Origin of the sequence: Acetobacter okinawensis JCM 25146, from assembly GCF_000613865.1 — a bacterium.
GTDB classification, from domain to species: domain Bacteria; phylum Pseudomonadota; class Alphaproteobacteria; order Acetobacterales; family Acetobacteraceae; genus Acetobacter; species Acetobacter okinawensis.
The window spans coordinates 1-24,833 of sequence record NZ_BAJU01000034.1; the positions used below are offsets into that span (position 1 = coordinate 1).

General features: G+C 58.9%; 24 protein-coding genes and 7 pseudogenes. 6 read left to right on the forward strand and 25 right to left on the reverse strand.

All coding sequences use genetic code 11. From position 1 onward, the window contains the following. The 9 genes and pseudogenes from trbL to JCM25146_RS11965 all read right to left on the reverse strand — a co-directional run. Positions 1-904, reverse strand: a pseudogene (trbL, locus tag JCM25146_RS19170) (P-type conjugative transfer protein TrbL); the annotation flags it as partial. A 5-nt stretch (positions 905-909) separates the two neighbouring features. Further along, on the reverse strand, positions 910-1,683 hold the full coding sequence (gene trbJ, locus JCM25146_RS11930; RefSeq protein ID WP_035372581.1) for a P-type conjugative transfer protein TrbJ: 774 nt from the start codon (positions 1,681-1,683) through the stop codon (positions 910-912). Then, positions 1,644-4,076: a conjugal transfer protein TrbE gene (trbE, locus tag JCM25146_RS11935; protein WP_025828200.1), complete on the reverse strand. Its 2,433-nt coding sequence runs from the start codon at positions 4,074-4,076 to the stop codon at positions 1,644-1,646. Before trbE ends, trbJ begins: the two co-directional genes overlap by 40 nt. A gap of 14 nt (positions 4,077-4,090) precedes the next feature. Beyond that, positions 4,091-4,369 carry a VirB3 family type IV secretion system protein gene (locus JCM25146_RS11940; RefSeq protein WP_025828202.1) on the reverse strand — a complete coding sequence of 93 codons (279 nt, stop codon included), beginning with the start codon at positions 4,367-4,369 and terminating at the stop codon, positions 4,091-4,093. Next, positions 4,369-4,701: a TrbC/VirB2 family protein gene (locus tag JCM25146_RS11945; protein WP_025828205.1), complete on the reverse strand. Its 333-nt coding sequence runs from the start codon at positions 4,699-4,701 to the stop codon at positions 4,369-4,371. Before JCM25146_RS11945 ends, JCM25146_RS11940 begins: the two co-directional genes overlap by 1 nt. Next, positions 4,698-5,626, reverse strand: a pseudogene (gene trbB, locus JCM25146_RS19175) (P-type conjugative transfer ATPase TrbB). The gene JCM25146_RS11945 and the pseudogene trbB overlap by 4 nt, the downstream one beginning before the upstream one ends. 220 nt (positions 5,627-5,846) lie before the next feature. After that, positions 5,847-6,290: a ribbon-helix-helix domain-containing protein gene (locus JCM25146_RS11955; RefSeq protein WP_456303744.1), complete on the reverse strand. Its 444-nt coding sequence runs from the start codon at positions 6,288-6,290 to the stop codon at positions 5,847-5,849. A 2-nt stretch (positions 6,291-6,292) separates the two neighbouring features. Further along, positions 6,293-8,281 (reverse strand): conjugal transfer protein TraG, encoded by a 1,989-nt coding sequence (locus JCM25146_RS11960; protein WP_025828209.1) that lies wholly within the window; start codon positions 8,279-8,281, stop codon positions 6,293-6,295. Between the two features lie 117 nt (positions 8,282-8,398). Next, positions 8,399-8,695 (reverse strand): DUF2285 domain-containing protein, encoded by a 297-nt coding sequence (locus JCM25146_RS11965; RefSeq protein ID WP_025828211.1) that lies wholly within the window; start codon positions 8,693-8,695, stop codon positions 8,399-8,401. Positions 8,696-8,875: 180 nt separating this feature from the next. Here JCM25146_RS11965 and JCM25146_RS11970 point away from each other — a divergent pair, with 180 nt between their 5' ends. Together JCM25146_RS11970 and JCM25146_RS11975 are read left to right on the forward strand one after the other, a co-directional pair. Beyond that, on the forward strand, positions 8,876-9,085 hold the full coding sequence (locus JCM25146_RS11970) for a helix-turn-helix domain-containing protein (RefSeq protein ID WP_242401100.1): 210 nt from the start codon (positions 8,876-8,878) through the stop codon (positions 9,083-9,085). Positions 9,086-9,134: 49 nt separating this feature from the next. After that, complete coding sequence (locus tag JCM25146_RS11975) at positions 9,135-9,359, forward strand: helix-turn-helix domain-containing protein (RefSeq protein WP_025828215.1); 225 nt, start codon at positions 9,135-9,137, stop codon at positions 9,357-9,359. Positions 9,360-9,382: 23 nt separating this feature from the next. Here the strand turns inward: JCM25146_RS11975 and JCM25146_RS19180 are convergent, their stop codons facing one another. From JCM25146_RS19180 to JCM25146_RS19190, 6 genes and pseudogenes are all read right to left on the reverse strand, one after another. Further along, positions 9,383-9,961, reverse strand: a complete 579-nt coding sequence (locus JCM25146_RS19180; RefSeq protein ID WP_035372584.1) for an isochorismatase family protein — start codon at positions 9,959-9,961, stop codon at positions 9,383-9,385. A gap of 69 nt (positions 9,962-10,030) precedes the next feature. After that, positions 10,031-11,053: a LysR family transcriptional regulator gene (locus JCM25146_RS11985; RefSeq protein WP_051544222.1), complete on the reverse strand. Its 1,023-nt coding sequence runs from the start codon at positions 11,051-11,053 to the stop codon at positions 10,031-10,033. A 32-nt stretch (positions 11,054-11,085) separates the two neighbouring features. Beyond that, positions 11,086-12,080, reverse strand: a pseudogene (locus JCM25146_RS19185) (aldo/keto reductase). A 16-nt stretch (positions 12,081-12,096) separates the two neighbouring features. After that, positions 12,097-12,939: an MBL fold metallo-hydrolase gene (locus JCM25146_RS11995; protein WP_025828219.1), complete on the reverse strand. Its 843-nt coding sequence runs from the start codon at positions 12,937-12,939 to the stop codon at positions 12,097-12,099. 33 nt (positions 12,940-12,972) lie between these two features. Continuing rightward, on the reverse strand, positions 12,973-13,299 hold the full coding sequence (locus JCM25146_RS12000; protein WP_025828221.1) for a hypothetical protein: 327 nt from the start codon (positions 13,297-13,299) through the stop codon (positions 12,973-12,975). A 57-nt stretch (positions 13,300-13,356) separates the two neighbouring features. Next, positions 13,357-13,845: a sugar ABC transporter gene (locus tag JCM25146_RS19190; protein ID WP_242401098.1), complete on the reverse strand. Its 489-nt coding sequence runs from the start codon at positions 13,843-13,845 to the stop codon at positions 13,357-13,359. Between the two features lie 197 nt (positions 13,846-14,042). On the opposite strand from JCM25146_RS19190, the pseudogene JCM25146_RS19195 reads away from it, so the two are divergent. Further along, positions 14,043-14,890: pseudogene (locus JCM25146_RS19195) on the forward strand (LysR substrate-binding domain-containing protein). Between the two features lie 32 nt (positions 14,891-14,922). On the opposite strand, the pseudogene JCM25146_RS19200 reads toward JCM25146_RS19195, so the two are convergent. The 7 genes and pseudogenes from JCM25146_RS19200 to JCM25146_RS12045 form a co-directional block, all read right to left on the reverse strand. Beyond that, a pseudogene (locus tag JCM25146_RS19200) lies at positions 14,923-16,426 on the reverse strand (DUF3363 domain-containing protein). A 785-nt stretch (positions 16,427-17,211) separates the two neighbouring features. After that, positions 17,212-17,864, reverse strand: a pseudogene (locus JCM25146_RS19205) (lytic transglycosylase domain-containing protein). Positions 17,865-17,868: 4 nt separating this feature from the next. Next, positions 17,869-18,204: a DUF736 domain-containing protein gene (locus tag JCM25146_RS21610; protein ID WP_062809655.1), complete on the reverse strand. Its 336-nt coding sequence runs from the start codon at positions 18,202-18,204 to the stop codon at positions 17,869-17,871. Beyond that, positions 18,188-18,792: pseudogene (locus tag JCM25146_RS21615) on the reverse strand (S26 family signal peptidase). Before JCM25146_RS21615 ends, JCM25146_RS21610 begins: the two are co-directional and overlap by 17 nt. After that, positions 18,789-19,304, reverse strand: a complete 516-nt coding sequence (locus tag JCM25146_RS12035; RefSeq protein ID WP_025828227.1) for a DUF2840 domain-containing protein — start codon at positions 19,302-19,304, stop codon at positions 18,789-18,791. The pseudogene JCM25146_RS21615 and the gene JCM25146_RS12035 overlap by 4 nt, the downstream one beginning before the upstream one ends. Further along, complete coding sequence (locus JCM25146_RS12040) at positions 19,301-20,419, reverse strand: replication initiator protein A (RefSeq protein WP_025828229.1); 1,119 nt, start codon at positions 20,417-20,419, stop codon at positions 19,301-19,303. The genes JCM25146_RS12035 and JCM25146_RS12040 overlap by 4 nt, the downstream gene beginning before the upstream one ends. Beyond that, the gene (locus JCM25146_RS12045) at positions 20,420-20,689 is read right to left on the reverse strand and encodes a helix-turn-helix transcriptional regulator (RefSeq protein WP_025828231.1); all 270 of its coding nucleotides are present in this window, start codon (positions 20,687-20,689) and stop codon (positions 20,420-20,422) included. 294 nt (positions 20,690-20,983) lie between these two features. Between JCM25146_RS12045 and JCM25146_RS21620 the strand changes: the two genes are divergently transcribed. The 3 genes from JCM25146_RS21620 to JCM25146_RS12055 are packed head-to-tail and all read left to right on the forward strand — an operon-like array spanning position 20,984 to position 22,764. Then, complete coding sequence (locus JCM25146_RS21620) at positions 20,984-21,358, forward strand: DUF262 domain-containing protein (protein ID WP_081774859.1); 375 nt, start codon at positions 20,984-20,986, stop codon at positions 21,356-21,358. After that, positions 21,312-22,352, forward strand: a complete 1,041-nt coding sequence (locus JCM25146_RS22150) for a hypothetical protein (RefSeq protein WP_148299077.1) — start codon at positions 21,312-21,314, stop codon at positions 22,350-22,352. Before JCM25146_RS21620 ends, JCM25146_RS22150 begins: the two co-directional genes overlap by 47 nt. After that, the gene (locus JCM25146_RS12055; protein WP_025828233.1) at positions 22,345-22,764 is read left to right on the forward strand and encodes a hypothetical protein; all 420 of its coding nucleotides are present in this window, start codon (positions 22,345-22,347) and stop codon (positions 22,762-22,764) included. Before JCM25146_RS22150 ends, JCM25146_RS12055 begins: the two co-directional genes overlap by 8 nt. A gap of 91 nt (positions 22,765-22,855) precedes the next feature. Here JCM25146_RS12055 and JCM25146_RS12065 read toward each other — a convergent pair whose 3' ends face one another. The 3 genes from JCM25146_RS12065 to JCM25146_RS12070 form a co-directional block, all read right to left on the reverse strand. Next, positions 22,856-23,389, reverse strand: a complete 534-nt coding sequence (locus tag JCM25146_RS12065) for a DUF2285 domain-containing protein (protein ID WP_025828234.1) — start codon at positions 23,387-23,389, stop codon at positions 22,856-22,858. 1 nt (position 23,390) lies between these two features. Then, complete coding sequence (locus JCM25146_RS24995) at positions 23,391-23,840, reverse strand: transcriptional regulator domain-containing protein (protein WP_369347437.1); 450 nt, start codon at positions 23,838-23,840, stop codon at positions 23,391-23,393. Between the two features lie 109 nt (positions 23,841-23,949). After that, positions 23,950-24,630: a DNA methyltransferase gene (locus tag JCM25146_RS12070; protein ID WP_025828236.1), complete on the reverse strand. Its 681-nt coding sequence runs from the start codon at positions 24,628-24,630 to the stop codon at positions 23,950-23,952. Positions 24,631-24,833 lie beyond the last annotated feature (203 nt).

Below are 24,833 nucleotides of genomic sequence, written 5' to 3' on the forward strand. Positions count from 1 at the left end.
CCCGCCAGAGGCAACCGCTCCGACACCAGCGACAGCCGCAGCCCCCATCGCTCCCCACCGCCATACCCGTACCGACAGCAGCGCCCGCGCCAAGCTGGGGCGCGCCGGAGATCAGACCATTGGCGATGCTGCCGCCAAAAATGGACAGACCGACGATAGCGAGTGACGCCAGTACCACCGACGTTGCCTGTCCGACGGTGGGCACAGCATCGCCATAAGAAGTCGTAAACTGCCGGAATAATACAGACGCGATGCCGGAGATCACCGCCAGAACCATCACCTTCACGCCCGAGGAGACGACATTCCCCAACACCTTCTCCGCCAGGAAGGCCGTCCGGTTGAACAACGCGAAGGGGATCAGCACGAAACCGGCGAGGCTGGTCAGCTTGAACTCGATCAGCGCCACGAAAAGCTGCACGGCCAGAATAAAGAACGCCGCCAGCACGATCAGCCAGGACAGGCACAGCACGAAGATCTGGATGAAGTTTTTGAAAAACGCGACGGGACCGAGAAGATTATGAACGGACTCCAGCAGCGGCTGGGCCGCATCGAACCCGGTCGCGGCCAGCCGACCGGGACGCAGAAAATCCGAAAGCGGCAGACTTCCGCCACCAGCCCTGAGCCCCATGGCGGCGAAGCCGTCGAACACCACCTTCGCAAGATGGTCGAAATTGTTGATCAGGAAAGCAAAGAAGCCGATATACAGCGTCTTCTTCACCAGACGCTGGATGATGTCCTCATCCGCCGCCCACGCCCAGAACAGCCCGGCCAGTGCGATATCCAGCACGGAAAGTGTTCCGGCCAGCGAAACCACATTTCCTTTCAGCAGACCAAAGCCGCTGTCGATCTTGGTCGTGAAAGTATTGAGGAAAGTGTCGATAACACCGACATCGTTCGTGGCCATGGCCATCAGTTTCCATTGCTGCCGAACATGGACACCGCTCCCGGCACGTAGGCATCATGCTGAGAAAAATGCTGATACTGCGCGTCACTTTCCGCTTCCGTCGCGGCGTCGCGCGCCTGTTGCAGGGCCGTGGCGCGGCCGTTGGCGGCCAGTTCGGCCTGAATGTCGGACAGTTGTCGGGATTGCAGGGCCATAAGCTGGTTGCCGGCCTGGGCGGCCTGCAACGCCCCGGTGGACATCTGGCTGGCCGAGACCAGTTGCGTCATGGCCGAACTGTCGCTCGGGATGTTCCCAACCACGCGGGCCTGCAATTTCAGGGCATCCTCAAACCCACCCACGGAATTCTGCCATCGCGTTTGCGCTTGGCTGAACAGCGCGCTGTCAGACATGCCAGAGGACACGGACGAGTACGCCTGCTGGTATTGCTGCTCGACGGACTGGACGCTGTAAGCGATATTCTGCGCCTGCGCGAGCAGCGCCGTGGTCTGGGAAATCGTTGATTGCAACGATGACAATGTCGAAAGCGGCAGGCTCGCCAGATTACGTCCCTGATTGACCAGCATCTGTGCCTGGTTGGCCAGCGACGTGATCTGATTATCGATCTGCTGGAGCGTCCGGGCCGCGATCAGCACGTTCTCGACGTGGTTCGCGCCGTCATACACCGCCCATTGCGCGTGGACAGGTGGAGAAGATGAAACCGTAAAAGTAATGACTACTACGGCAGGAATCAGACGATATCTCACGGCATACCCCCTTCCCGCAGAAAATCGGCCGCCCATGTGACGCCGCGTGCCTCGAACCAGGCGGACAGGAAACCATCCCGCCCCTGTTCCGCCAGCACGCTATCGATCAATCGATGATCGTCTTTGCCGGACGCGGCACACAACGCCAGAGCGACGGGGCCGAGGCCCAGTTCGAACAGCCGGTTTCCCCGCTGGGTCTGGCAGTAATATTCCCTCTTGGACGCCGCGCGGGCGATGATGGCGATCTGCTGGTCGTTGAGGCCGAAGTCGCGATAGAGCGCCATGATCTGTGGCTCGATGGCGCGCTCGTTGGGCAGGAAGATCCGCGTCGGGCAGCTTTCCACCACCGCTGGCGCAATGGGTGAATTGGCAATATCGGACAGGGACTGGGTTGCGAAGATGACGCTCGCATTCTTCTTGCGCAGCGTTTTCAGCCATTCCCGAAGCTGACCGGCAAAATCGCCGTCATCCAGAACAAGCCAGCCCTCGTCGATCACCAGCAGCGTGGGTCGCCCGTCGAGGCGCCCCTCGATGCGGTGGAACAGATACGAGAGAACCGAGGATGCCGCCCCGGAGCCGATCAGCCCCTCGGTTTCGAACACCACCACATCGGCGTCCCCCAGGCGCTCGGCGTCCGCATCGAGCAGGCGACCATAAGGACCACCCAGGCAGTAAGGCGCCAATGCCTGCTTGAGCGCGTTGGACTGGAGTAGCGCCACCAGACCGGAGATCGTGCGTTCTGGTACCGGCGACGATGCCAGGGAATTCAGGGCGGACCAGAGATGGGCTTTGATGTCCGGCGTCAGCGTTACGCCCTCACCGATCAGAATCTGACCCAGCCATTCACTGGCCCACTTGCGCTCGTCGGGATCATCGATCCACGCCAGCGGCTGAAGGGCGACGGTGGCGGTTTCTATGTCGCCGTCCGACAACCCACCCCCGAGATCGTGCCAGTCCCCACCCATCGCGAGCGTTGCCGCGCGCATGGAACCACCAAAATCGAAGGCGAAAATCTGCGAACCCGCATAGCGACGGAACTGCAACGCCATCAAAGCCAGCAGCACCGATTTCCCCGCCCCTGTCGGGCCGGCAATCAGCGTGTGACCGACATCGCCGACGTGAAGGCTGAAGCGGAACGGCGTGGCACCCGCCGTCCTGCCATAGAACAGCGGGGGAGCACGAAAATGGGTATCGCGTTCCGGCCCCGCCCACACGGCGGAAAGCGGGATCATGTGCGCGAGGTTCAATGTCGAAACCGGTGGCTGACGGACATTGGCATAAACATGGCCCGGCAGGCTCCCGAGCCAGGCTTCCACCGCGTTAAGACTTTCCGGCATGCAGGTGAAATCGCGGCCCTGGATGATCTTCTCCACCAGACGCAACTTCTCGGCCGCGAGGGATGCAGAGCCGTCCCAGACCGTGACGGTCGCGGTGATATAGGCTTGGCCCACATCGTCCGCACCCAGCGACTGGAGCGCGAGATCGGCATCGGCGGCCTTGTTGGCGGCGTCGTTATCGACCAGAACGGATGCCTCGTTGGTCATGACCTCGCGCACGATGGCCGCAATCGACTTCCGTTTGGCGAACCACTGCCGCCGAATGCGGGTGAGCACCTTCGTGGCGTCGGTCTTGTCGAGCAGAATGGCGCGCGTCGACCAGCGATAGGGCATGGCCAACCGGTTCAGGTCGTCCAGAATTCCCGGGAAGGTCCGCGACGGGAAGCCTGTTATCGTCAGGGTCTTGAGGAAAGCGTCCCCGAGTTTCGGCTCCAGACCGCCCGAAAGCGGCTGGTCCACCAGCAGCGCATCCAGATGCATGGGGATCTCCGGTACACGCACACGCTGGTTGCGGGTCGAAATGGTGCTGTGCAGGTACGTGAGCGTCTCCCCGTCATCGACCCATGCGGCCTCGGGCATGAACCCGTCCAGCAGAGCCAGCATTCGGTCCGTGCGGTCCACGAACGCATGGAGCATCCCCTGCGGATCGGGGCCATCGCGCTCCCTGCCCTCATACAGAAAACGCTCGGCTTGGCCTGATGATTCCGCAGGAGGCAGCCAGACCAACGTGAGAAAGTAGCGGCTTTCGAAATGCGCGCCCTCATCCTCGAACTGCTCCCGACGTTCCAGATCAACCATCTGGCTGGCCGCATCCGGGAAATCGCTCTCGGGATAGAGCGTCGCCGGGACGCGTTGCGCCTCGACGAATACGGCCCAGCAGGAACCGAGGCGGCGCAGGGCATTGTTCAGCCTCCCGGTCACACCGACCAGTTCGGCAGGCGTGGCGCTATCGAGATCGGGACCGCGTATCTTTGCCGTGCGCTGGAAGCTGCCATCCTTGTTCAGAACAACGCCTTTCTCAACGAGCGCAGCCCATGGGAGAAAATCCGACAGGAGGGAATTCCGATTGCGATATTCGCCAAGGGACATCATTGCCCTGCCCCTCCCTATGCCCGGAGCCAGGCGGGGTAGCGAAGATGCCGCCGCCCGACTTCCACGAACAGCGGATCACGCCTGGCGCCCCAGACCGCGAGGCTGTGCCCCACGATCCAGAACACCGCGCCGACCAGCCAGAGCCGCAGCCCCAGCGAGATCGCAGCCCCCAGCGTGCCGTTGGCGATGGCCAAGGTACGGGGTGCGCCACCCAACAGGATCGGATCGGTCAGCGACCGATGCACCGGGACATGAAAACCCGGCACCGCGTCATCGTCATATCCGGTGGCCATCAGATCAGTGCTCCCCCGGAGAAGGAGAAGAACGACAGGAAGAACGAGCTGGCGGCAAAGGCTATGGACAGGCCAAAGACGATCTGGATCAGGCGACGGAACCCGCCCGAGGTTTCGCCGAAGGCCAGGGTCAGGCCGGTCACGGTGATGATGATCACCGACACGATACGCGCTACCGGCCCCTGCACGGATTCCAGGATCTGGTTGAGTGGTTCCTCCCACGGCATGTCGGAGCCGGACGCCAAGGCCGAGGAGCACCATGCGATGGACAGTAGCAGCACGGCGGAAAGGACAGGCGCGTGCCGACGCACGCGGAACAGCGTGAGGTTCATTGGGGTTCTCCCGAATGCTGGAAGGGATGGATGCAATAAGCGCCTGTGGCGGGATCGAGCCCGTCCACGGTGACGAGTTCGGACAACCGGCGCTGCGTGCCCCGCCCGGACAGGACCGCGATCACGTCGATCGTTTCGGCGATCAGCGCGCGGGGCACGGTGACCACGATCTCCTGGATCAGTTGCTCCATGCGATGCACGGCACCGATGGCGGTGCCGGCATGCAGCGTGCCAATCCCACCGGGATGACCCGTGCCCCAGCCTTGAGCAGATCCAGCGCCTCGGGACCGCGCACCTCGCCAATCGGGATACGGTCAGGCCGCAGGCGCAGAGCCGAGCGCACCAGTTCGGACAGGGTCACGATGCCATCTCGCGTGCGGAGCGACACGAGGTTGGGGGCCGCGCATTGCAGTTCGCGCGTGTCCTCGATCAGGACGACGCGATCGCCGGTTTTCGCGACCTCGGCCAGGAGGGCGTTGACCAGCGTGGTCTTGCCCGTGCTCGTGCCACCCGCGACCAGAATGTTCTTCCGGGCCGCAACCGCCTCACGCAGGAAACGGGCCTGCCCCTCTGTCATGATCCCGGCTTCAACGTAATCGTCGAGGGTGAACACGGCGACAGCGGGCTTGCGGATGGCAAAACTGGGCGCTGTGACCACAGGCGGAAGCAATCCCTCAAACCGTTCGCCGGTCGGGAGTTCGGCCGACACACGCGGGGCTGCATCATGCACCTCCGCCCCGACATGGTGCGCGACCAGACGCACGATACGCTCCGCATCAGCGGGGGTGATGGTTTCACCCGTGTCGGACAGCCCCTCTGACAGACGATCGATCCACAGCCGCCCGTCCGGATTAAGCATCACCTCGACCACGGCAGGGTCGGCCAGATGCCCCGCGATCGCCGGTCCCATCGCCGTGCGCAGCATGGAAATGCCGCGTGCCTGACTTTCCGAATTATGGTGAGAAACCGCCATCTGACCCCCGCTCGAACGGGACCGGAACAGATGGTCCCCATACGGGGATGATTAAAGGAGGGCCATTTCGGCTCGATTCAACAACTATTGCGCACCGTGCGGTCATCGCGCGGAAACGGCGGCGATCGGCGGGATTGACGAATCCTTACGGCAGACCCACGCAATCTGACAATTACTGGGGGTCTTCACCGCCATTGCGCCGCGTGTCGATGTCCCGCGACAATTCCCTGAGAAACCGATCTCCGGTCGCCAGTTTCCGCCCGAGCGATTGCAGAAACCCCTCGAAGCGATCGACACCTTTCGCCCTGGCCGATGCCTGGGCACTGTCAGGCAGTGGCGGAGTAACGGTCAGCCAGAAACGGATGAACAGTGCCAGCGTCTCGCCCATAATGGCGACGTCTTCGTCCATCCCGGCGATCTGGCGGTCGATCCTGTCCATGCGACGGGCGAACACCGCCTCCAGCCGCTCCGAGGCGTCGGCCGAGAGAAAGGACGCGACGGCCACTTCGATCACCGCCGATTTTGAGACGTTGCGCCGCAGTGCCAGCGCCTCGACCTGCTTCAGAAGCTCCGGCTCGAAATACACATTCATGCGGGTCTTGCTCGGCATGGGCATCCTCACAGATCAAGGCCGTCGGCCGGGTCCATCGTCGCCTGCCGCGCAACCGAGCGGGCCTGCTGGCGTATGGTGCGCGCCCTGGCGGCATCGACATCCAGCTCGTCGTCGAGCACATCGAACTCCTGCATACCCGGACGCTCGGGCGGTACGACGTCCTCATGCTCCGGCAATTCCGGTTCGCGGCGGATGCCGGCATTGGCTGAATCGCCATCAGCGCTCGTGCCGCCATCAGGTGCCAGCCCTCCTGGTGAGGTGACTGCTTCCAGCTCTGACCAGTCATCGGACGGAGGAGCGGACGGGAGTTGAGTTCCGGTAGCCGGGGGCGGCAGGACACGCTCCATGAACCGCGCATCCTCGTAATAGCGCGCCTTATTCGCGCGAACGGGGGCGACGCCCGCGACCAGCAGCAGTTCATCGGTTGGTGGAAGCTGCATCACCTCGCCAGGCGTCAGCAGCGGTCGTGCCGTTTCTTGTCGCGACACCATGAGATGCCCGAGCCAGGGCGACAGCCGGTGGCCCGCGTAATTGGTGGAATCACGCATTTCGGTCGCGGTGCCGAGCGCGTCCGACACCCGCCGGGCGGTGCGTTCGTCGTTGGTGGCGAAGGCAACACGGACATGACAGTTATCGAGAATACTGTTGTTCGCGCCGTAGGCTTTTTCGATCTGGTTCAGACTCTGCGCGATCAGAAAGGATTTGATCCCGTAACCCGCCATGAAGGCCAGCGCGCTCTCGAAGAAATCCAGCCGACCGAGAGCGGGAAACTCATCGAGCATCAGCAGCAACCGGTGCCGATGGGCGGCGACATGCAGATCCTCCGTCAGCCGCCGGCCGATCTGGTTCAGGATCAGCCGGATCAGTGGCTTGGTGCGGGCAATGTCGGATGGGGGCACAACAAGATAGAGACTGGCGGGCTGACGGCCGGACACCAGATCCGCGATGCGCCAGTCGCACCGTGCCGTCACCTTTGCCACCACCGGATCGCGATAAAGACCCAAGAACGACATGGCGGTGGACAGCACGCCCGACCGTTCGTTGTCGCTCTTGTTGAGCAACTCTCGCGCCGAAGAAGCAATGACGGGATGCACGCCCGCCTTGCCCAGATGAGGCGTGGACATCATGGCACGCAACGTTGCCTCCACCGGCCGCTTGGGATCGGAGAGGAAATTGGCGACACCGGCCAGCGTCTTGTCTGGCTCGGCGTAGAGGACATGCAGGATCGCGCCGACCAGCAGGGAATGCGAGGTTTTCTCCCAATGATTCCGCCGGTCCAAAGCACCTTCGGGATCGACGAGGATATCGGCGATGTTCTGGACGTCGCGTACCTCTTTGTCACCACGCCGGACTTCCAGCAGCGGGTTGTAGGGAGAAGACGCCGGATCGGTCGGGTCGAACAGCAGCACGCGCCCGTGGCGCGCACGAAATCCGGCGGTCAGGCCCCAGTTCTCACCCTTAATGTCATGAACGATGGCCGAACCCGGCCATGTCAGCAGCGTTGGCACGACCAGCCCGACGCCTTTGCCCGAACGGGTCGGCGCGAAACACAGCACATGCTCGGGACCATTATGCCGGAGATAGTCCCGATCCCATCGGCCCAGCACCACACCGTCAGGGTCGAGCAGCCCGGCTTCCTTCACCTCGGCAGCATCCGCCCAGCGAGCCGAGCCATATGTGGCGACGTTGCGGGCTTCCCGCGCCCGGAGGACGGACAGGCCAATGGCAACGACGATGGCGATGAGGCCGCCGGACGACGCGATATACCCGCCCGTCACGAAGATCGACGGGGTGTAGGCGTCGTAGAAATACCACCACCAGAAGAATGCCGGCGGATCGTAAAACGGCCAGCCCGCCACCAAGAACCAGGGGGCACCAAGCTGGGGCTGAAAGCCGAGACGCCAGGCCGTCCATTCCGTGGCACTCCAGATGGCGACGAAGACGATCAGCAGAACGAGGACGACCTGCCCCCACAGGACACGGCTTCCGGACATCGGGGCTCCAATCGGCTTGAGGAGTAAAACCGATCAGAGAAGGGGCGACCCGGCGGCGGGCAATATATAATGAGGGACGATCGTGCTGCCGGATACCACGGCGTAGAAAAAGGACGGTCAGTGTCGGGTTGCGCGGGCGTCGATCGCGGCCTGTTCGAGAATCTTCCGGTAGCCGATCTTCGTCATCCACCGCGCACGGGCAAGATGGCTTTCCCAGCAGATGCGCGTGCGCTCTGCGTCCGCCGGATCGCGATGCAGCACGATCCGCGCCACCTCCGCCCAGTCCGCCCGATCCGCCTCGGCATCGAGCAGGCGGAGATAGGTGATGAAATGAATTTCGTCATAGGTCGTGATCTCCGGCACGGTCGGCGCCAGGTCATCGACATCGGGGTCCAGTTCGGGTCTTGCTGTCATCCGACAGCCCTCCAGCAGGATTGCAGTCAACCATATCCTAAAATGGGATAATCCCAAATCAGGATTATCGGAACGGCTCCCCTGCCCATCGGAGAGCTGTTTCGCGTGAAGAAATCCCTGCGCACACCCCGGCAGCTTTTGCTGCAATCGCTTCTTACAGAAGCGCGCAAGACCGGCGGTATGACGCAAGCGGAACTGGCGGCCGCACTCGGGAAGCCACAATCCTTCGTCGCCAAATACGAGAATGGCGAGCGCCGAATCGATGTCATCGAGTTCGTGGACATAACGGCCATTCTCGGCGTTTCCAGCGCGGATCTTCTCGTCCGTCTCGCACACAGCACGGAAAAGCCCCCACCGGACGGGTATAATACCACGGGCTGGGACGAATAGGAACGATCATTCCTGGAACGATCGTTCCGACGCAGGTCTCGATGATGGCATGGACCTCAAAGAGGTCATGGCGGTCAACCTGCGTCGGATGCGTCATGACAGGGACATGACGCAAGAAGAGCTGGCCGATCGCTCTGGCCTGAGCACCCGCTATGTCGGGGCGATCGAACGCGCGGACGTATCGGCAAGCGTTACGATCCTGGGAAAAATTGCAGAGGCACTGGACGTGGAACCGGGCGCGTTATTGAAAGCTGTCCCGGCCAGCTCGCGCTGACCGGCTGAGGAGAAAAGACGCCCTCACTCCTTCCACGCGGTGCTGTCCTTCACGACGACGGCGAACATATCCGCCAGCTCGGCCAGGGCGACGCGACGCACGGTTTCGGCCGCGATCGTTCCACCCAGCGGATCAGCGACATCGCGCGCGGCAATGGCATCTGCCACAAGGGTCACGCGCAGGCCGTACTCCTCCGCCGCTGCGCGGGCGGTGGTGGATACACAGACACCGACCGTATCACCAGCGATGATGACCTCGTTCCGACCTGTCTCCTCGATCCGGTCCGCAAGCCCGGTGCCGATAAACGCATTCGCATGGGTCTTGAACAGAACCGTCTCCCCTTCTCGGGGTGTTACCTGCGGCAGGAAATCGCGATACGGTCCATCGTTGGCGAAGGCGGGAGCGCCCGGCCCCGCGTCATGGGCGATATGGATGACCGGCACGCCATTGCGACGCGCAAGGGCAAGAAGCCGCCCGGCCTCATCCGCCGCCGCATCGACATTGGCGAGCGATACCCGCCCGTCGCGATATTCGCGCTGGATGTCGATCAGGATCAGTACTGCCCGGTCTAGGGGTGACGGGCTGTCGTCGAGACCGTAGATCTAACGGAAGGTTTCAAGGGTCATTGGGATTTTCCTCCTGGTAACAGGCTGTTTCGACAGGCCGACGCTTCATAAAGGTGCACCGCCCGTTTCGTAATGTCCCGGTATCTTGACTGGCAACGATGATGACATGGTTTGACCCCGCATGGTCAAACCATCCACACGACTCATATGTGTGGCGAGATCCAGAAGATTACGCAGCGCGGGGCTGCGGTTCTGAGGCGACCAGACCGCGCTGAACCGGGCGTGTTCCTTCTCGTCGTCGATCGGACGGAAGACGACGCCGGGAAATGGCATATGGCTCCCTGCTTCGTGGGTCAGCGTGATCCCTTCTCCTGCGGCAACCATATGCATCAACGTGTCCCGCCCGACATCGCGCCGCTGAAGGCGCGGCGATCGTCCATGTTCGGCCACGCGCCGGACGATATGTTCGAAGAGCTGCGGCCCGGCGCCCCCCTGCCGGACGAGAAAGGCTTCCGTGACGATATCTGCCCAGGCGAGGGATTCCACAGCCGCAAGCGGATGCGCAGCCGGAAGAGCGATCACCAGGGCCTCGCTCCAGAGGTGCCGACTGTGGCAGTCAGGCACATTGGAAACATTGATGATAAAAGCCACATCGAGCTTGCCGTCGCGTATCATGGCGAGAGTATGTGACGACGGTCCTTCGATGATGCTCTGCTCGATTGCCGGGTGGGCTGCGCGATAGCGCCTGCGCAAATCGGCGAGAAATCCTGTCGCGATCGAACCGTGCAGTCCAATCGCGAGGCGCCCGACCATGCCGTCGGCAATCGCGCCTGCCGTCCTGACAGCATGGTCGATCTGCTCGATACCAGCCGAAACCTCCGCAACGAAGCGGCGCCCGGCCTCAGTCAGCCGGACCCCGCGATGACGCCGCTCAAACAGGGTAAGACCCAACGTCTCTTCCAGCGCCTTGATTCGGGTGCTGACGCTCGATTGAGCAACACCGAGTGCATTTGCGGCGTGATGGAAGTTCAGATGCTCGGCAAGCACCAGCATCTGGACAAGTGAAATCAACGGTATCCTGCCGCCTGCAACTCCTTTGATCTCCGGAACGTGCCGCGTTCGACGCATGTCACAACGACCTCCTTGGAAATCAGATCTATTTATTCAAATCCAGCTACAGGATGCGGCAAGTAATCCCTTTCCAATGCCGCAACCTCGTCACTGCTCAGCATGATCTCCAAGGCAGCTATAGCATCGTCGAGATGAGGTGATTTAGAAGCACCAACGATTGGAGCTGACACCTCGGACTTGGCCAGAACCCAAGCAAGCGACACCTGTGCCATCGGTATGCTACGCGCAGCAGCGACACGTTCGACGGCGCTGATTACTGCGTTATCTGCCTCTTCCGTCGCGGCGAAAAGCGTCTGGCCGAAAGCATCGCTTTCGCTCCGCTTCGTCTGCTCGCCAACGGGGCGTGCCAACCGCCCACGCGCCAAGGGACTCCACGGCAGGATTCCCACGCCTGATCCGCGCACAGCGGAATCATTTCGCGTTCTTCTTCCCGATAGAGCAAATTAAGATAATTCTGCATGGTGACGAAGCGCGTCCATCCGTTGAGGCGCGCCGTCTCCTGCGCTTTAGCGAATTGCCATGCGAACATTGATGAAGCACCGATATATCGGGCCTTGCCGGCCTTTACGACATCATGAAGCGCCTCCATCGTCTCTTCGATCGGCGTTCCATAATCCCAACGGTGGATCTGATAGAGATCGACATAATCGGTTCCAAGGCGCGTCAGGCTGGCATCAATCTCAGTCATGATCGCTTTGCGCGAGAGACCCTTGCGATTAGGAGCAGCATTCCCTTCCAGCATCTGTTCAGGAAAAAAGACCTTTGTGGCGATAACTACTTCGTCTCGACGGGTATATTCCTTAAGGAGCTTACCAACGATCACTTCAGAGGTGCCGGCTGAGTAGCTATTCGCAGTATCGAAAAAATTGATCCCACACTCGACTGCTCGCCTGATAATCTGCCGACTATCAGCTTCGCCAATCGTCCAATTATGAACGCCGGCACCCGGTTCTCCGAAAGTCATACACCCCAAGCAGAGACGCGAAATATCAAGGCCAGTGGAGCCGAGCTTTGAGAACAACATTTACCTTTTCCTTCTTTTATTCATCCTCATAGACAAGGCTGTAACTCTGACCTCTTCGCTCAATGCGTCCAAAACCACGTTCGCGAAGATGCATTCCAGCAATCAGCAACCGTTCAGAACTCACGAGGTCAAGCAGTCGTGTCCGTGTCTCAGCTGCGAGAATTGGGTCCAGGTCGAAAGCGATCGACACATCCGGACGTGGAATCTGAATCTCTGGGAAATGAACGATGTCTCCCCAGATCAGAAGGTTTCGACCGCCGGATTCAAGGCGATAGCCAGTATGCCCCGCCGTATGTCCCGGAAGCGGCGCAGCCGTCAGGCCGGGGGACACCTCGCCTCCTTCAAAAAGACGTAACCTGTCTCGATAATTCTCGAATATTTGACGCGCCATGAGAAAATTCCCACGCGCCCGCTCGCTTGCGCGGCTCAGATTGCCGTCATCCTGCCAGAACTCGATTTCTCGCTTATGGACGACCAGCTCGGCATTCGGAAAGACGGCCTCCCCGTTTTTATCCAAAAGCCCAGCAACATGATCTGGATGAGCATGGGTCAGCAGAATCGTGTCGACCCCGGAAGGCTGCACTCCGGCCTGTGGAAGATTGGATGCCAAAAGGCCTCCCCACTGCTTGAAACCACCAGCCCCAGCGTCAATCAGGACCGTGCGACCACCCCCGCGTACCAGATAGCAGTTTATATGAATGGCGGAGGTGTCCTTCACCCCCGCTTCCTCTTCCATCCGCGCAGCATCCGGGGGATCGATATTCGAGAGGAGATCCAGGCTGGCGCTCAGATTGCCATCGCTGATCGCCGTGATCGTGAAATCTCCGACTTTCTGGAAGGGGAATTGTGTAGCCGACATTATTCTCTCCTGAGTTCTCCGCCTGGCAGTCATTCAGTTGCGGGCGTGAATGTTTTCGGTCGGATATCCAAAGCAGCGAATACGGGCGGAAAGGTCCGTATTGCGCTTTATGCTGTCACCGATTTCCTCCATGAACTTTTCCATGACAGAAGCTGTTCGAAACACTTCCAGCCGAAATTGAATTTCGGCAAAAACCGGATGTCCACGACCGTGCCGGACGGCGACGTAGATGATATGCACCTTGTCCAATGCTGCCCCAAGGAGGTCCGTGCAAAGCGCTGTGCATTCCTGAGTGAGCATCGTAAGTGTCTCTTCCGACGGCATCTTTTCCTGCGATATAAAAAGCGTAACGTTAGGCATCGCTGGCCTGCCGAGGCTTTCTGGAAACAGTATCTTCGGAATTGACCAACTGTGCGGTCATCGGCTCATAGAGATGAATATCCGTCGGCAGAGCTCGAACGTCTGGGAGCGCTTCAACCTGGCGAGCCATCGATATTCTGGGAATTTTTCCAACGCGACCGCGTGCAGTTCGTTGAAGGCTAAGCCCAAGCGGATCAAGGATTCCGGGCCTTTCTCGCTCATCGCCAGAATCTCGTCAGGCCCGACGGAGGAAGCGCGATCAAGACCAGCGTAAAGATTGCGATGCCAGTCGGTAATGTGGGGCTGCCACCGCGCGAAATTGCCACCGCCCTTCTGACGATACTCTTCACTTGTCAGGACATCGAGGCCGTCAACCGAGTGCATGGCAAGATAGACAGGGCAACCTTCGCGCAACGCCTTGAAACGCTGGGACGTATGAAAGCCGCTGACCGAAACCAAAGCCGGCAACTTGTCCAAGCTGTAGAAGTCGTTCCATTCCGCTTCGCTGCGCGGATCGGCAAAACTGCATTCCACCGTGTAGATCATCTGACATCCCTTGACCGGAACCGTTAACATGGCCTGACCACATCTCTGGTTGATTGTTTGTCATGGTAATCGGACAATCTCAGCATATATATCGATATTGGATCATCCTTCAGTGACCTAATGTCACGGCGGGATTGACCAAAGAAATGAGTCGGGAACCGCTCATGCGCCGCAAGATACCAAGTAACTCCGCGCTCATGGCCTTCGAATCTGCCGCTCGTCATGGCAGTTTTGCCCGTGCAGCGGATGAACTAGCCCTGACCGAAGGAGCGATCAGCCGTCAGATCGCCCGGCTCGAGGCCTTCCTCGACGTCATACTATTCGAGCGCATCGGAAATCGTGTTCGGCTTTTACCGAACGGAGAGCGCTATGCCGCTCAAGTTCGCGAGACACTCGACCGCTTGGAACGAGACAGTCAGGTGCTGATGGGGCAACCCAGCGATGGCGCGAGCCTCGATATCGCCACCATCCCGACTTTCGCAACGCGGTGGCTCATTCCTCGATTGGGACGGTTTCAAGAACTACATCCAAACGTCACGGTACATCTCGCAGAGCGGATGGAACCCTTTGTCCTTGCCGGCAGCGGTTTCGACGCCGCGATCCATTTCGACCATCCGGCCTGGACGGGAATGCGGACACACCACCTGCTGAATGAAGTGCTGGTGCCCGTTTGCCATCCCACGCTTTTGGACAGGATGGGGCGACGACACTGGATGATTTGCCGCGCCTGCATCGACGGCAAAACCCGGACGCCTGGCAACGATATGCACGGGAAACCGGGATCACACTGACGAACCCCGCGATCGGTGCCCGTTACGATTTACATATAATGCTGATCGAGGCTGCATTGGCCGGCCTTGGCGTTGCACTCGTGCCGCGCCTCTATGTCGAAAGAGAACTGACGGACGGTCGTCTGATCGCGCCTTGGCCTGAGGGAAATTTGGTTTCCAAGACATTCTGTCTGATCCTGCCAGAACCGATCAAATTAAGTGGCGGTTCAACTCAGATTTTTGCAAATTGGCTTATCAAAGAAGCACAATCGTAAAATCCAAGCTTTAACAACCCCTGCTGAATCCGTTACAATTCAAGCTCTCTATTTCGCCCCAACTGCCACGACACCGATCCACTGCACAACGCCTGTCACCTCCTGACCGAGGTGGCGATCGACTACAGGCCGCCACGGGACCAGCGTGAACTCATGGGACTTCTCGACAATGGCGAACTTCCCGCTCGATAGCTGAGCGGTACCGGTAAACGTACCGCTGACCGTCTCGCCATCAGCAGCGCCACGAAACGGCATGTGTTTCGTGGCGGCCAAGTCTGCCCCAATACGAGCAACCTCCCGATCCTGAAGTGTGGCGATCAGGTTGCGCCGGTAGCTCACGCGCCCGTCAGGTCGACGGACCGCATCCCCCTGCTCGATCAACCTCTCCCGCCGCTGCTCTATCGCCTCGCGCACCTGTTCCCCGAAGCCGGCAGGCACCAGATCGGACACAACACCTCCGACCAACCGCCGGTCGAGCCAGGTCGCGCCATCCGCGCCGACCTGGCTGCCCAGATCGAAGGTCGAAAGGACACGTATATTATCCCGTCCGCCCCTCCCCGCATCGTGGGCAGCAGCACGGCTGGTGAAATCCTCGGGAATACGCCACTGGTCGGCGTCGATCCGTTCGACGATACCGGCCCGGCGCAGGGCCTCCAGCCGCCGAACATGGGAGGCGACAAAACCGTCATAGTCGCCACCCGGTACGCGCCCCTCGAACCGAGCCTGTTCCAGATGACGGCTCGGCCGATAAATACCTCCCTCGGCCATGCCGGCAATCGCGCGATCGGAAGGACGCCCGGCGCTGTCAGGCGGCCCAATTTCAACAATGCTACCAATCCGCGTCTCCGCGACACGGGCCGCATCCATGCCCGCGACATGATGCGTGCGACCATCGATCCCATCGACCACCAGCGTCAGTTCCTCGCCCAACTCATCGGAGAGGTGCTTGTCGATGACGCGACCGACGATCGGTAACGCAGGTGCCGCATCATGGATTGCAAAACTCATCGGGTCGCGCTCGACGCCCTCCGCCCGGAGCGCCTTCTGCATCGTGCGGATAATGTCGCCGCGCTCGCCCATCTCGCGCAGCGTCGGCTCCAGCCGCTCGCTCAATTCCCACACGCCGGACATATGTTCCGTGGCGAGACCCATATCGCCCAGCTTGCCAAGACGGCGTAGGCGCAGCGTCCGGTCCGCCTGGCCACGAGGATCGTCAGGCTCGTGGCGCACATCGAGAAAGCGGTCATTGGCTTCCGCGAGCATCGCCCGGTCGATGCGGGTAAAACGATCCTGGTTGATTTCGGCGACCAGCTTGCGACGCTGCTCAATCTCGGTGACGGGGCCGAGTTCCAGCGTGACCAGTTCGCCCGCCCGTTCGCGTATGCCGTTGGCGAGATAATCGCCATTGATGACCAGATCCTCGCCCAGATCGTCACGGCCGTTGACGACGATATGCACATGCGAATGGCCGGTATTGTGGTGGTTGACCGCAACCCAATCGAGTTTCGTGCCCAGATCGGCTTCAACCTGCGCCATCAGGTCGCGGGTGTAGCCCGTCAGGTCGACGAGATTCCCGGCATCCTCGGGCGAGACGATAAAGCGGAACTGATGACGGTCATCGCAGCCGCGATCGAGAAACGCATCGCCATCGGCACGGTCTTCCGTCCCCGAATAGAGCCGTCCGCGCTCGCCGTCGCGAGCGGTGCCGTCGCGCTGGATATAGCGAAGATGGGCAGCGGCCTTGCCGTTTCGCCCGGCGGCACGGACGGAACGGGATTTGACGACGACACGACGACTGCCCGGCCGGCGATGGCTCCAGCCATTCGAGAGGTTCCGGGCACGCACGAACGTCGCCCCGCGTCCACGCCGCACACCACGTCCGGACGCGATGCTTCCCTCCCCCTTCGGTGCATGTCCGGGACCGCCACCTCGGGGACGTCCGCTCCCGCCCGGTCGCCGCCTGCTGCTGGCGCGTGACCGTGCGCACCCTGGTCAGGAAGCTCCTGGCACGACCCACCTTCGGCGTGTCGGCACGGATGCGGCCCGGCCTCGGGCGGAAGCGGGTATCGTCATCCGCGCTCACGGCCGCCGATTCATCCGAAACTGCCAAAAACAGGCAAGAGTGCCGCGAAAAACGGGGCGGAAACTGACTTTGCCGCCTGTGGCGGCACCATACCCCCTCAAAGGGGGTGCCACCCAAAACAATGTGCAGACAAGGGCTTGCCCTGCGGATCGGACCCATGGGGTGCCATCCGCTTTAATCTTGCGCTCCCTCTTCTGCCCTCTTTCCGCCTCTCCACCCCCTGCCCTGCACATCGCCATCATGGTCGCGATCCCATACCGCCACCCGCGACGAACAGGCCATCCGATCGCGGCATAATGCCCGACATATTGCGCACAGACGCGACCGCCCCACTGTGATCCGGCTGCGCGGTGAAGAGCGGCGCACGGGTCCAGGCAAACCGATCAGCCGCCGCGATCATGACAGAAACATCGCCGCCACCTGCGATGATCGGCGAAACGGCGGCAACATAAGCGCGTGTTTCCAACGGCAGCGGACGCCCTGCCAGAGACGCTTCATAGCGATCGGGACCGGCGTTATAGGCGGCGAGAAAACCCGGCGAACCGTAGCGATCATGCAGTTCGCGGAGATAGGCCGCGCCCGCCAGAATGTTGTCGCGCGGGTTGTAGGGATCGCGCCCGAGATGATGCCGGACGCGCAGATCCGCCCATGTGCCGGGCATGATCTGCATCAGCCCATCGCGCCTGCCGATGAAACGACGCCCGGATCACCTGCACTCTCGGCACCCATCACGGCCCTGATCCAGGTCACCGGAATGCCGAAACGCCGCGCAGCCTCAGCGATCTCGGCGACATACGGGGTGTCGATTGTCTGCGCCGATACAGCAACTGGCGACGTGGACACGAGACATCCCGCTGCTAACAAACACACGATCAGGGTCTGACTGCGCATGACATCAGTCCCGCCCGTCGCGCTTTTGGGGGCGGCTCCAGTGCAACGACCAGAGACCGCCATTGCTGCCGTCACGGAACAGATTGGCGCGCAACGGCTGCGGGAGAAGCGGATCGTCGATCAGCAAGGCAACGTAATCGCCGGCCCGTTCTCCGGTGCGTTTCCAGCCCGCACCGATCTCCGGGCCATCTTCGTCGTCGCGATGGACGCGATAATCCGGAGCGTTGTCGGAGTCCGACTTCTCGGCTGGCACGATGACGATCTCATGAGAGCCGAGAAAGGTCTGGATGCGTCCGGCAAAGCCGGTCTCGTCGCGCGTGAAGCTACCGATTTGCGGCATGGGAAGTCTCCATAGCGATGTTGGGGAAGGACGGCATCGTCCTGTCAGCGAACAGGCCGTGCCAGACGAAATGACCGTCGCTGTGCGCGTCGGTGTAGAGCGGCGTCGCCCGGCCGATCACGGCACCGCGCGAAAGCGGGCCAAAATAGCGGCCGTCCAGGCTGTCGTGGATGGCTGGGTTCATGAGGAAAATCTGATCCGGCGCGATACGACGGCAGCCCTGCCAGACCGGCAACACGCGCCCGCGCCGATCGCGTTCCTGTGCTTCGCCGAGCTTTACGCCATCAACCGTGACAGTGCGCCCGACACGGCACACCTGTTGCCCCGGCAGCGCCGCAACAGGTTTGAGCAGCGGCACATTCCGCCCGATATAGCCGCGCCCGACCATGAAATCGGCCAGCGGCTTCGGCGGCCTGACGGCGACCAGATCGCCGACCTTCAGCCCATTCGGTGCGGCAAGGCCGTAGAGGCCGAGGGGCGTGCTGGCGGATGCGTTCCAGAGCAGCTTCACCGGCACCGGACGATGGACGCGACGGCGACGCCCATCGCGGCAAAATACGTTGCCATGACATAGCCGAAGCGGGTCATGGCACGATCTCCCGCCGTCTGAGCCAGGCCCGATGACGTGCCATCGTGTAGGGGCGCGGTTGTTCGCCTGCGTTCAGCCGGTTGCCGACATGCCGCCAATAATCGGGGGCGACCGCGCAGACGTCGATGCTGGCCTCTTCCACCGCGTCAATATGGCGGAGCACCTGTTGCACCTTCGGCCAGCCCGTGACCCGCAGCAGGATTTCACCGCCTGGCCGGACGAAAGGCACGGTCTGGCAGGGTTCTCCCGGTGCCACGGCGCGCAGGATGTCGATGCGCGACGCGACCGTGCCGAAATCGTTGGCCGCCCAGCGGACGAAGGCGAAGACGCTGCCGGAACGGAAGGAGAAGATACGACGGCGGCGGTCGAGGATCTGTTCCTGAGCCTTATGGCCAAACCTGACCCAGTTCTCGACGCGCTTGTCGATGTGGGTCAATTCGACATGGGTCAATGCGTCGCGGGCGAACGGCAGGGCGTTGCCCCGCGCACGGAGCATTCTGATGCTGGTCATGGCCCTTCTCCCGGCGTGGGAGAAGGACCACACGCGTGCGGATCATGCGGCCTGTCGGCGGCACCGGCACCACGGTCGGTAACCGGTCGCCCCAACATCAAAAAGTTAGAGTCTAAGTTAGATTCTAAGTTAGCAGCGCGATTCCGCTTTTCAGGCCAAAGACTTAACTGGGGTTCGTGCGCCTGAAATCCCGATAGTGATGCGCCCGAAGTCCCGATAGTCCCTGCGCCCGAAATCCCGTGTCCATCCACACCGTCATCCACAGGCACTGTGGATAAATTGACGGGACGAATATGCAGCAGTTTCCGCCGTCCTTCGCGCCGGATCGCGAGGCGATAGCCGGGGAGCGACTGGCGGGCGGCGATGCGCCGCAGGTCGAGCGCGAAATCTGAGACACGCGCCAGGCTGCCGGATTTTTCATGGAGATGCGCGATCTCGAACAGCCAGCCCTGCTTCTGATGCCCGGCATGTTTGCGGGCGACGCGGTAAAGCCAGCGTTCGATGCCGCCGGTCAGGCGGAAATAGGCCGGGTCGATGGTAAGGACCAGCGAGCGGTCGATGACGCCGCGATAGAACCAGTCGGGCAGGACGCACTCCATGCCTTCGACACGGCCATCTCGGGTGGTCCGTTCCTCCCATTCGTTGATCCAGGAGAACTGATGACGACGCCAGTGCTCGCCGTTGCGGATGGTGGTACGGATCACGGTTGATTGCAGCCGGGCGAATGCAGCCTTGAGCAGCCGGTAGTCCCGCGCGCCCGTGGCGCGGCCAACGGCCGTCAGAAGCTGGTACGGGGTGAAGCGCAGAAAGCGGGATGTCCTGAGGCCGCCATTCTCGGCCTCGACAATCTGCGAGGCGGCCCAGATCAGCACATCGGCATCCCAGATCGTCGCCATGCCGTGCTCGGCCAGGCCGTGAATCTCGACACGCTGACCGCCGGCCTCGTAGAGGATCGGGGCGACACGCTTTACCTTGGAGAGCGAAAAGAACGGCCGCTCCATCAGGTCGCGCTGGTCGCGGGGGCTGGCATCCCCGCCCGCGATCACGAAGGGATCGAGGCGCAGCCGCTCGCTCTCCCGCTCGTGCTGGCCGCGCTGCGGCATGACGCCGCTCATTCAAAGGGTCGCCTTTTCGGCCGGGGTCAGCGGACGGGCGGGAAAGACACGGCAGGGTGTCTCATCGGTCGTGGAGCGACGGACACCGTTCTCGGTCCAGCCCTGAAGGTCGTCGAGGGTATAGACGATGCGGCCGCCAATCTTCCGATAGGTCGGGCCGGTGCCGTAGGTGCGGTGCTTTTCCAGCGTGCGGATGGAAATGCCGAGGAAGCGCGCCGCATCGGGCGTGCGCAGGAAGCGGGGGGGCAACCCCGTCTTGGGATCGAGCATGATCGGGCCTCCGGTTGGGTTCGGCGGCTGTCGGTCACGACAGCGGGCCATGGCGAACCGTGGCGGAGGATCGGCGGTCAGGAGAGTGCCGGAATCAGGGAAGGTTGATTTAAGCACTCCAGCAGAGGATACTGAAAAAATTACTCAACTACAGCTCAAAGAGAGAAAAAATGCAAAATAAGAAAATTGAATAAATAAAATCGATCGATAAAATTTGTGTAAACACGAACCTTATTTCTATTCAATTTCGTACATTGGATAGAAATAAATTATTAGTAATTTGGAGTTCAATAAATGACCATAAGTTTAAGTATAAATAGCGAATCAATACAACATATATATTTGAATTATACAAAAGGATTTTATTTAATAAATAGAAGATATCAAAGAAAACTAGTATGGAGCATCGAAGAAAAGGAAAAGCTCATTGATTCTATAATGAAAAAATTTCCTATTCCGATGATATTAACAGCACATAGCAAAAAAAATGATGATGAGCATCATGTGGAAATATTAGATGGAATGCAGAGGTTAAACTCTGTCATATCTTTCATAGAAAACGAATTCTCCGTTAACGGAAAGTTTTTTGATTTATCAAGTATTGCACAAACAAAAAAAATATATGGAAGAAAATCTTCTCATACAACAAGAACCAAAATTATCTCTTGATGAATGCAATGAATTATTATCATACCCAATTCCATTCTCAATATACAGCGCAGACTCTCCTGAAAAACTAGATGAAATATTTAGGAGAATCAATACCGGAGGGAAAACTCTTTCTCAGCAAGATGTTCGACAGGCCGGAGCAACTGGAGATGTTGTCGATGTAATTAACTCTTGCTCAGCAGAGATTAGAGGAGATTGTTCTCACTCCAATTATATTGACATAAAACATATAAAAAATATAAGCATAAGCAACAAAAAACTACCCTATGGAATTAATATTGATGATATTTTTTGGGTAAAAAATAACATTATAAACAAAGAAAACATAAGATCATCAAGAGATGAGGAACTAGTTGCATATGTTATTTCTTATATAATAGATGAAATTAAATCAGACAATACATCATATTTTCTTAATTCTTTATACAAACCAGAAACTAATTTGAATGAAGAATTCACTTTATCATTAAATAGAAAAGGGCTTGATAATGTTAAGAATATATTCATATTTATTATTCATGAAATAGAATCAATAATATCTCGATGCGGAAAAACATTCTCTTCTCTCGTATACAGAGGAAAACACGAAAAATCCAAAGATGTTTTTCAAATTATATTTATAAGTATGTATAAAGTTATAATAAAGGAAAATAGACGCATAGTAAATTACATGAATTTATCAAAATCTCTGGATAATTGCTTTAACTTGCACCTAAAATCTCTTTCACGGCAAGATAGGATTACGAAAGACGAAAGAGAACGTTTGTCCGATTCAATTGCGGGCCTTATACGTCCTCACACTTCGGAAAGAGATATTAACGATAATCCAACTGGAAATTCTATATACAGATTAGATAATATATTAACAGCATCATATACAGAGCAAAATTGTTATGATTTCAAAATTAGTCTAACGGAAATTTCCACGGAACACACAAAAGATATAACAAAAGTTATATCGAAAAATTGCCAAAACAGCATCTGCGATGATTAACTCAACAAAGGAAGAATGCTATATCATCTTAGGAATTACAAATAACGCTCAAGCTTGCGTTCAATACGAGGAAATATACGGCACAACACATGAAGAATATAAGAATTTCTTTATTTTCGGCGTAGATGAAGAAGTAAAGCGTAAATTCAATAATAGCACGGATGAATATGAGCAAAAAATAATTTCTCAAATAGAAAAAGAACCCATAAGTGACTCCTTAAAAATTAATATAAAAAAAGGAATAGTTTCTTTTCTTTATTACAAAAAAACGATATATATGTTTAAAGTTAAACGTGTTTCAAATAATCCAGAGGCTTATGACGAGAAATTTTATATCAGATCTTCTTCCCATAATGATGAGATCAAAGCTGCGTCAATGATGTCATTCATGCAGAATTTCAATTCTGATTGAATGATGCCGGTCTATGATATGGAGTATTTTTCACTCTATATCATAGACCTCTGGAATAAGATTGCAGTAGTTCTCGCGCTTTGGTTAAGCCTCACCGTTCAGAAAGCCTGATTGGGTAGCACAGCAGATTACGATAGCCTCCTCGAACGTAATACCGACCATCAGCAACAAGGCGACGAACCTGATTCTTGCGAGGGTCGTTTTCCCAATCAGCCTTCCTGCCGCGAAACCCGAGTAAAACTTCGGCGAGCTTGCGATAGCTCGCACCGTCTGCCCGACCGTCAAATGCCCTGAGCATCAGGATATGTCGATCCCGCGTCTGCTGCGGGAAATCGTGACGCCGCCTGCCCTCGGACCGGCCGACCAGCGCGCGCCATAAACGCAGCCCCGCTTCGACACGAAGCTCCAGAAGCTTATCAAGCGGCAGGATCACGACATAGGTGGCGCGTCCATCCGGTGGGTGTGTCGGGAGCCAGAATTGATGTGACGACGCGCCGGGCGGCCAAAAACCGTGCCACGCATCACCGTCATCCAGCCGCGCAACGAGGTCCGGCAAGTCCGCGAGGTTGATCGGCATGACGGCCGGATCATCCGCATTCGCCAAAACCTCGCGCAGTTCGATCACATCAGGCGAAAGTTCCGGTATCCAGAAAACAGGCGTGCGGCCGGCAGGCTGCGACGGATCGACAGGGAAATCGCAAACCCCATCGTTCGGAAAAGGCTTTGCTACCCCCTGGCTTCGGAGCCGGAAGCGTTTTCATCTTTTGGAACGCGCGACGATAATCGTCGTCACGTCGAAGATATTCCCAGGCCATGCCGGCAGCAGCAATGTCTTGTGCATGTTCGTAAGCGGCCGGCGACTGCCAATCTGATATCGGCATCGCGTTACCCTTCCTCTTGCGCCTGCTTCGGGCAGCAGGAACATCAGGATGCGCAATGGGAAGATTTTGTGCAGACTGTATTTGGAGATATGTCGATCTCGTAACGAGATCGCACGACGTTATGGCGCTTGTCCGCGCGCGCCGGAATATTCCGCGAGCCGGGCACTCGCCCGGCGAGCGGCGCTTATTTTCCATCTTCCCGTCGCCGATCCGCGCAGTCGGATCGGCGCAAATTTGTGCGGACAGACAGGCCAAGGAAGGGGGCACCGCAGAACCGAATTCTCGGCCCTGCGGCGTTCACTTCCTACGCCGCTATTTTCTTCGCCGCGTGCCAGGCCAGCCGACGGGTTGCCGTGGCTGCATGGTCCGAGTCCAGTTCCATACCCAGCCAGTCACGGCCAAGATGCTGCGCCGCCACCAGCGACGAACCCGAACCGGCGAATGGGTCCAGAACCAAACCGCCCACTGGGCAGAACGCTTCCACCAAGGGCAGCAGCACCGCTACCGGCTTCTGGGTCGGATGCAGCTTGTTGCCCGAATAGGGCATGTCGATCACGTCCGGGATAGGCTTCACGGGTGGTGTCACATTGCCCTTGGCCAGCAGGTAGGCGCTTTCGTGTTCATACCGGAGAAACCGGGAAGAGGACGAATAGGACTTACGAAAGACGATATGTCCGACCATGCGGAACCCCGCCGCCTTCCATGCTTCGGCAAATAAATCAATCCGGTTCCAGCCATAGAACGAAACAGCGAACCCGCCCCATTTCAGGACACGATGCATCTGGTTGAAGGCCGGCCGGAGCCAGCGCGCATTGTCGTCGTTGCGAACCTTCCGCCCGTCTCGGCCCTGATAGTTCACCAGGTAAGGCGGGTCTGTCAGGATGAAATCCACCGCATTGCGGGGTAGTGCGCGCATAAGCTGCACGCTGTCGCCGTTGAGGATGGTGTTACGGAAATCGGTCGCCGTGGTGGTGTTGCCGGTCATGGTCTTTGCCCTTTGTTCCGCGAGGAACAGCCCCCGCTGTTCCTCTGCCTCGCGGCGAGCAGCGGGGTAGCAACGGCAACGGCGACCGATGGGGAGGGGTATCTCCCGGTCTGCACGGAGAGCAGCGCAGGAAGATCGGGGACACCATCGGGCGGCGTCAGCGCGCTGACGCGCACCCTTGCCGGCGCGAGGGCGGAGCCATT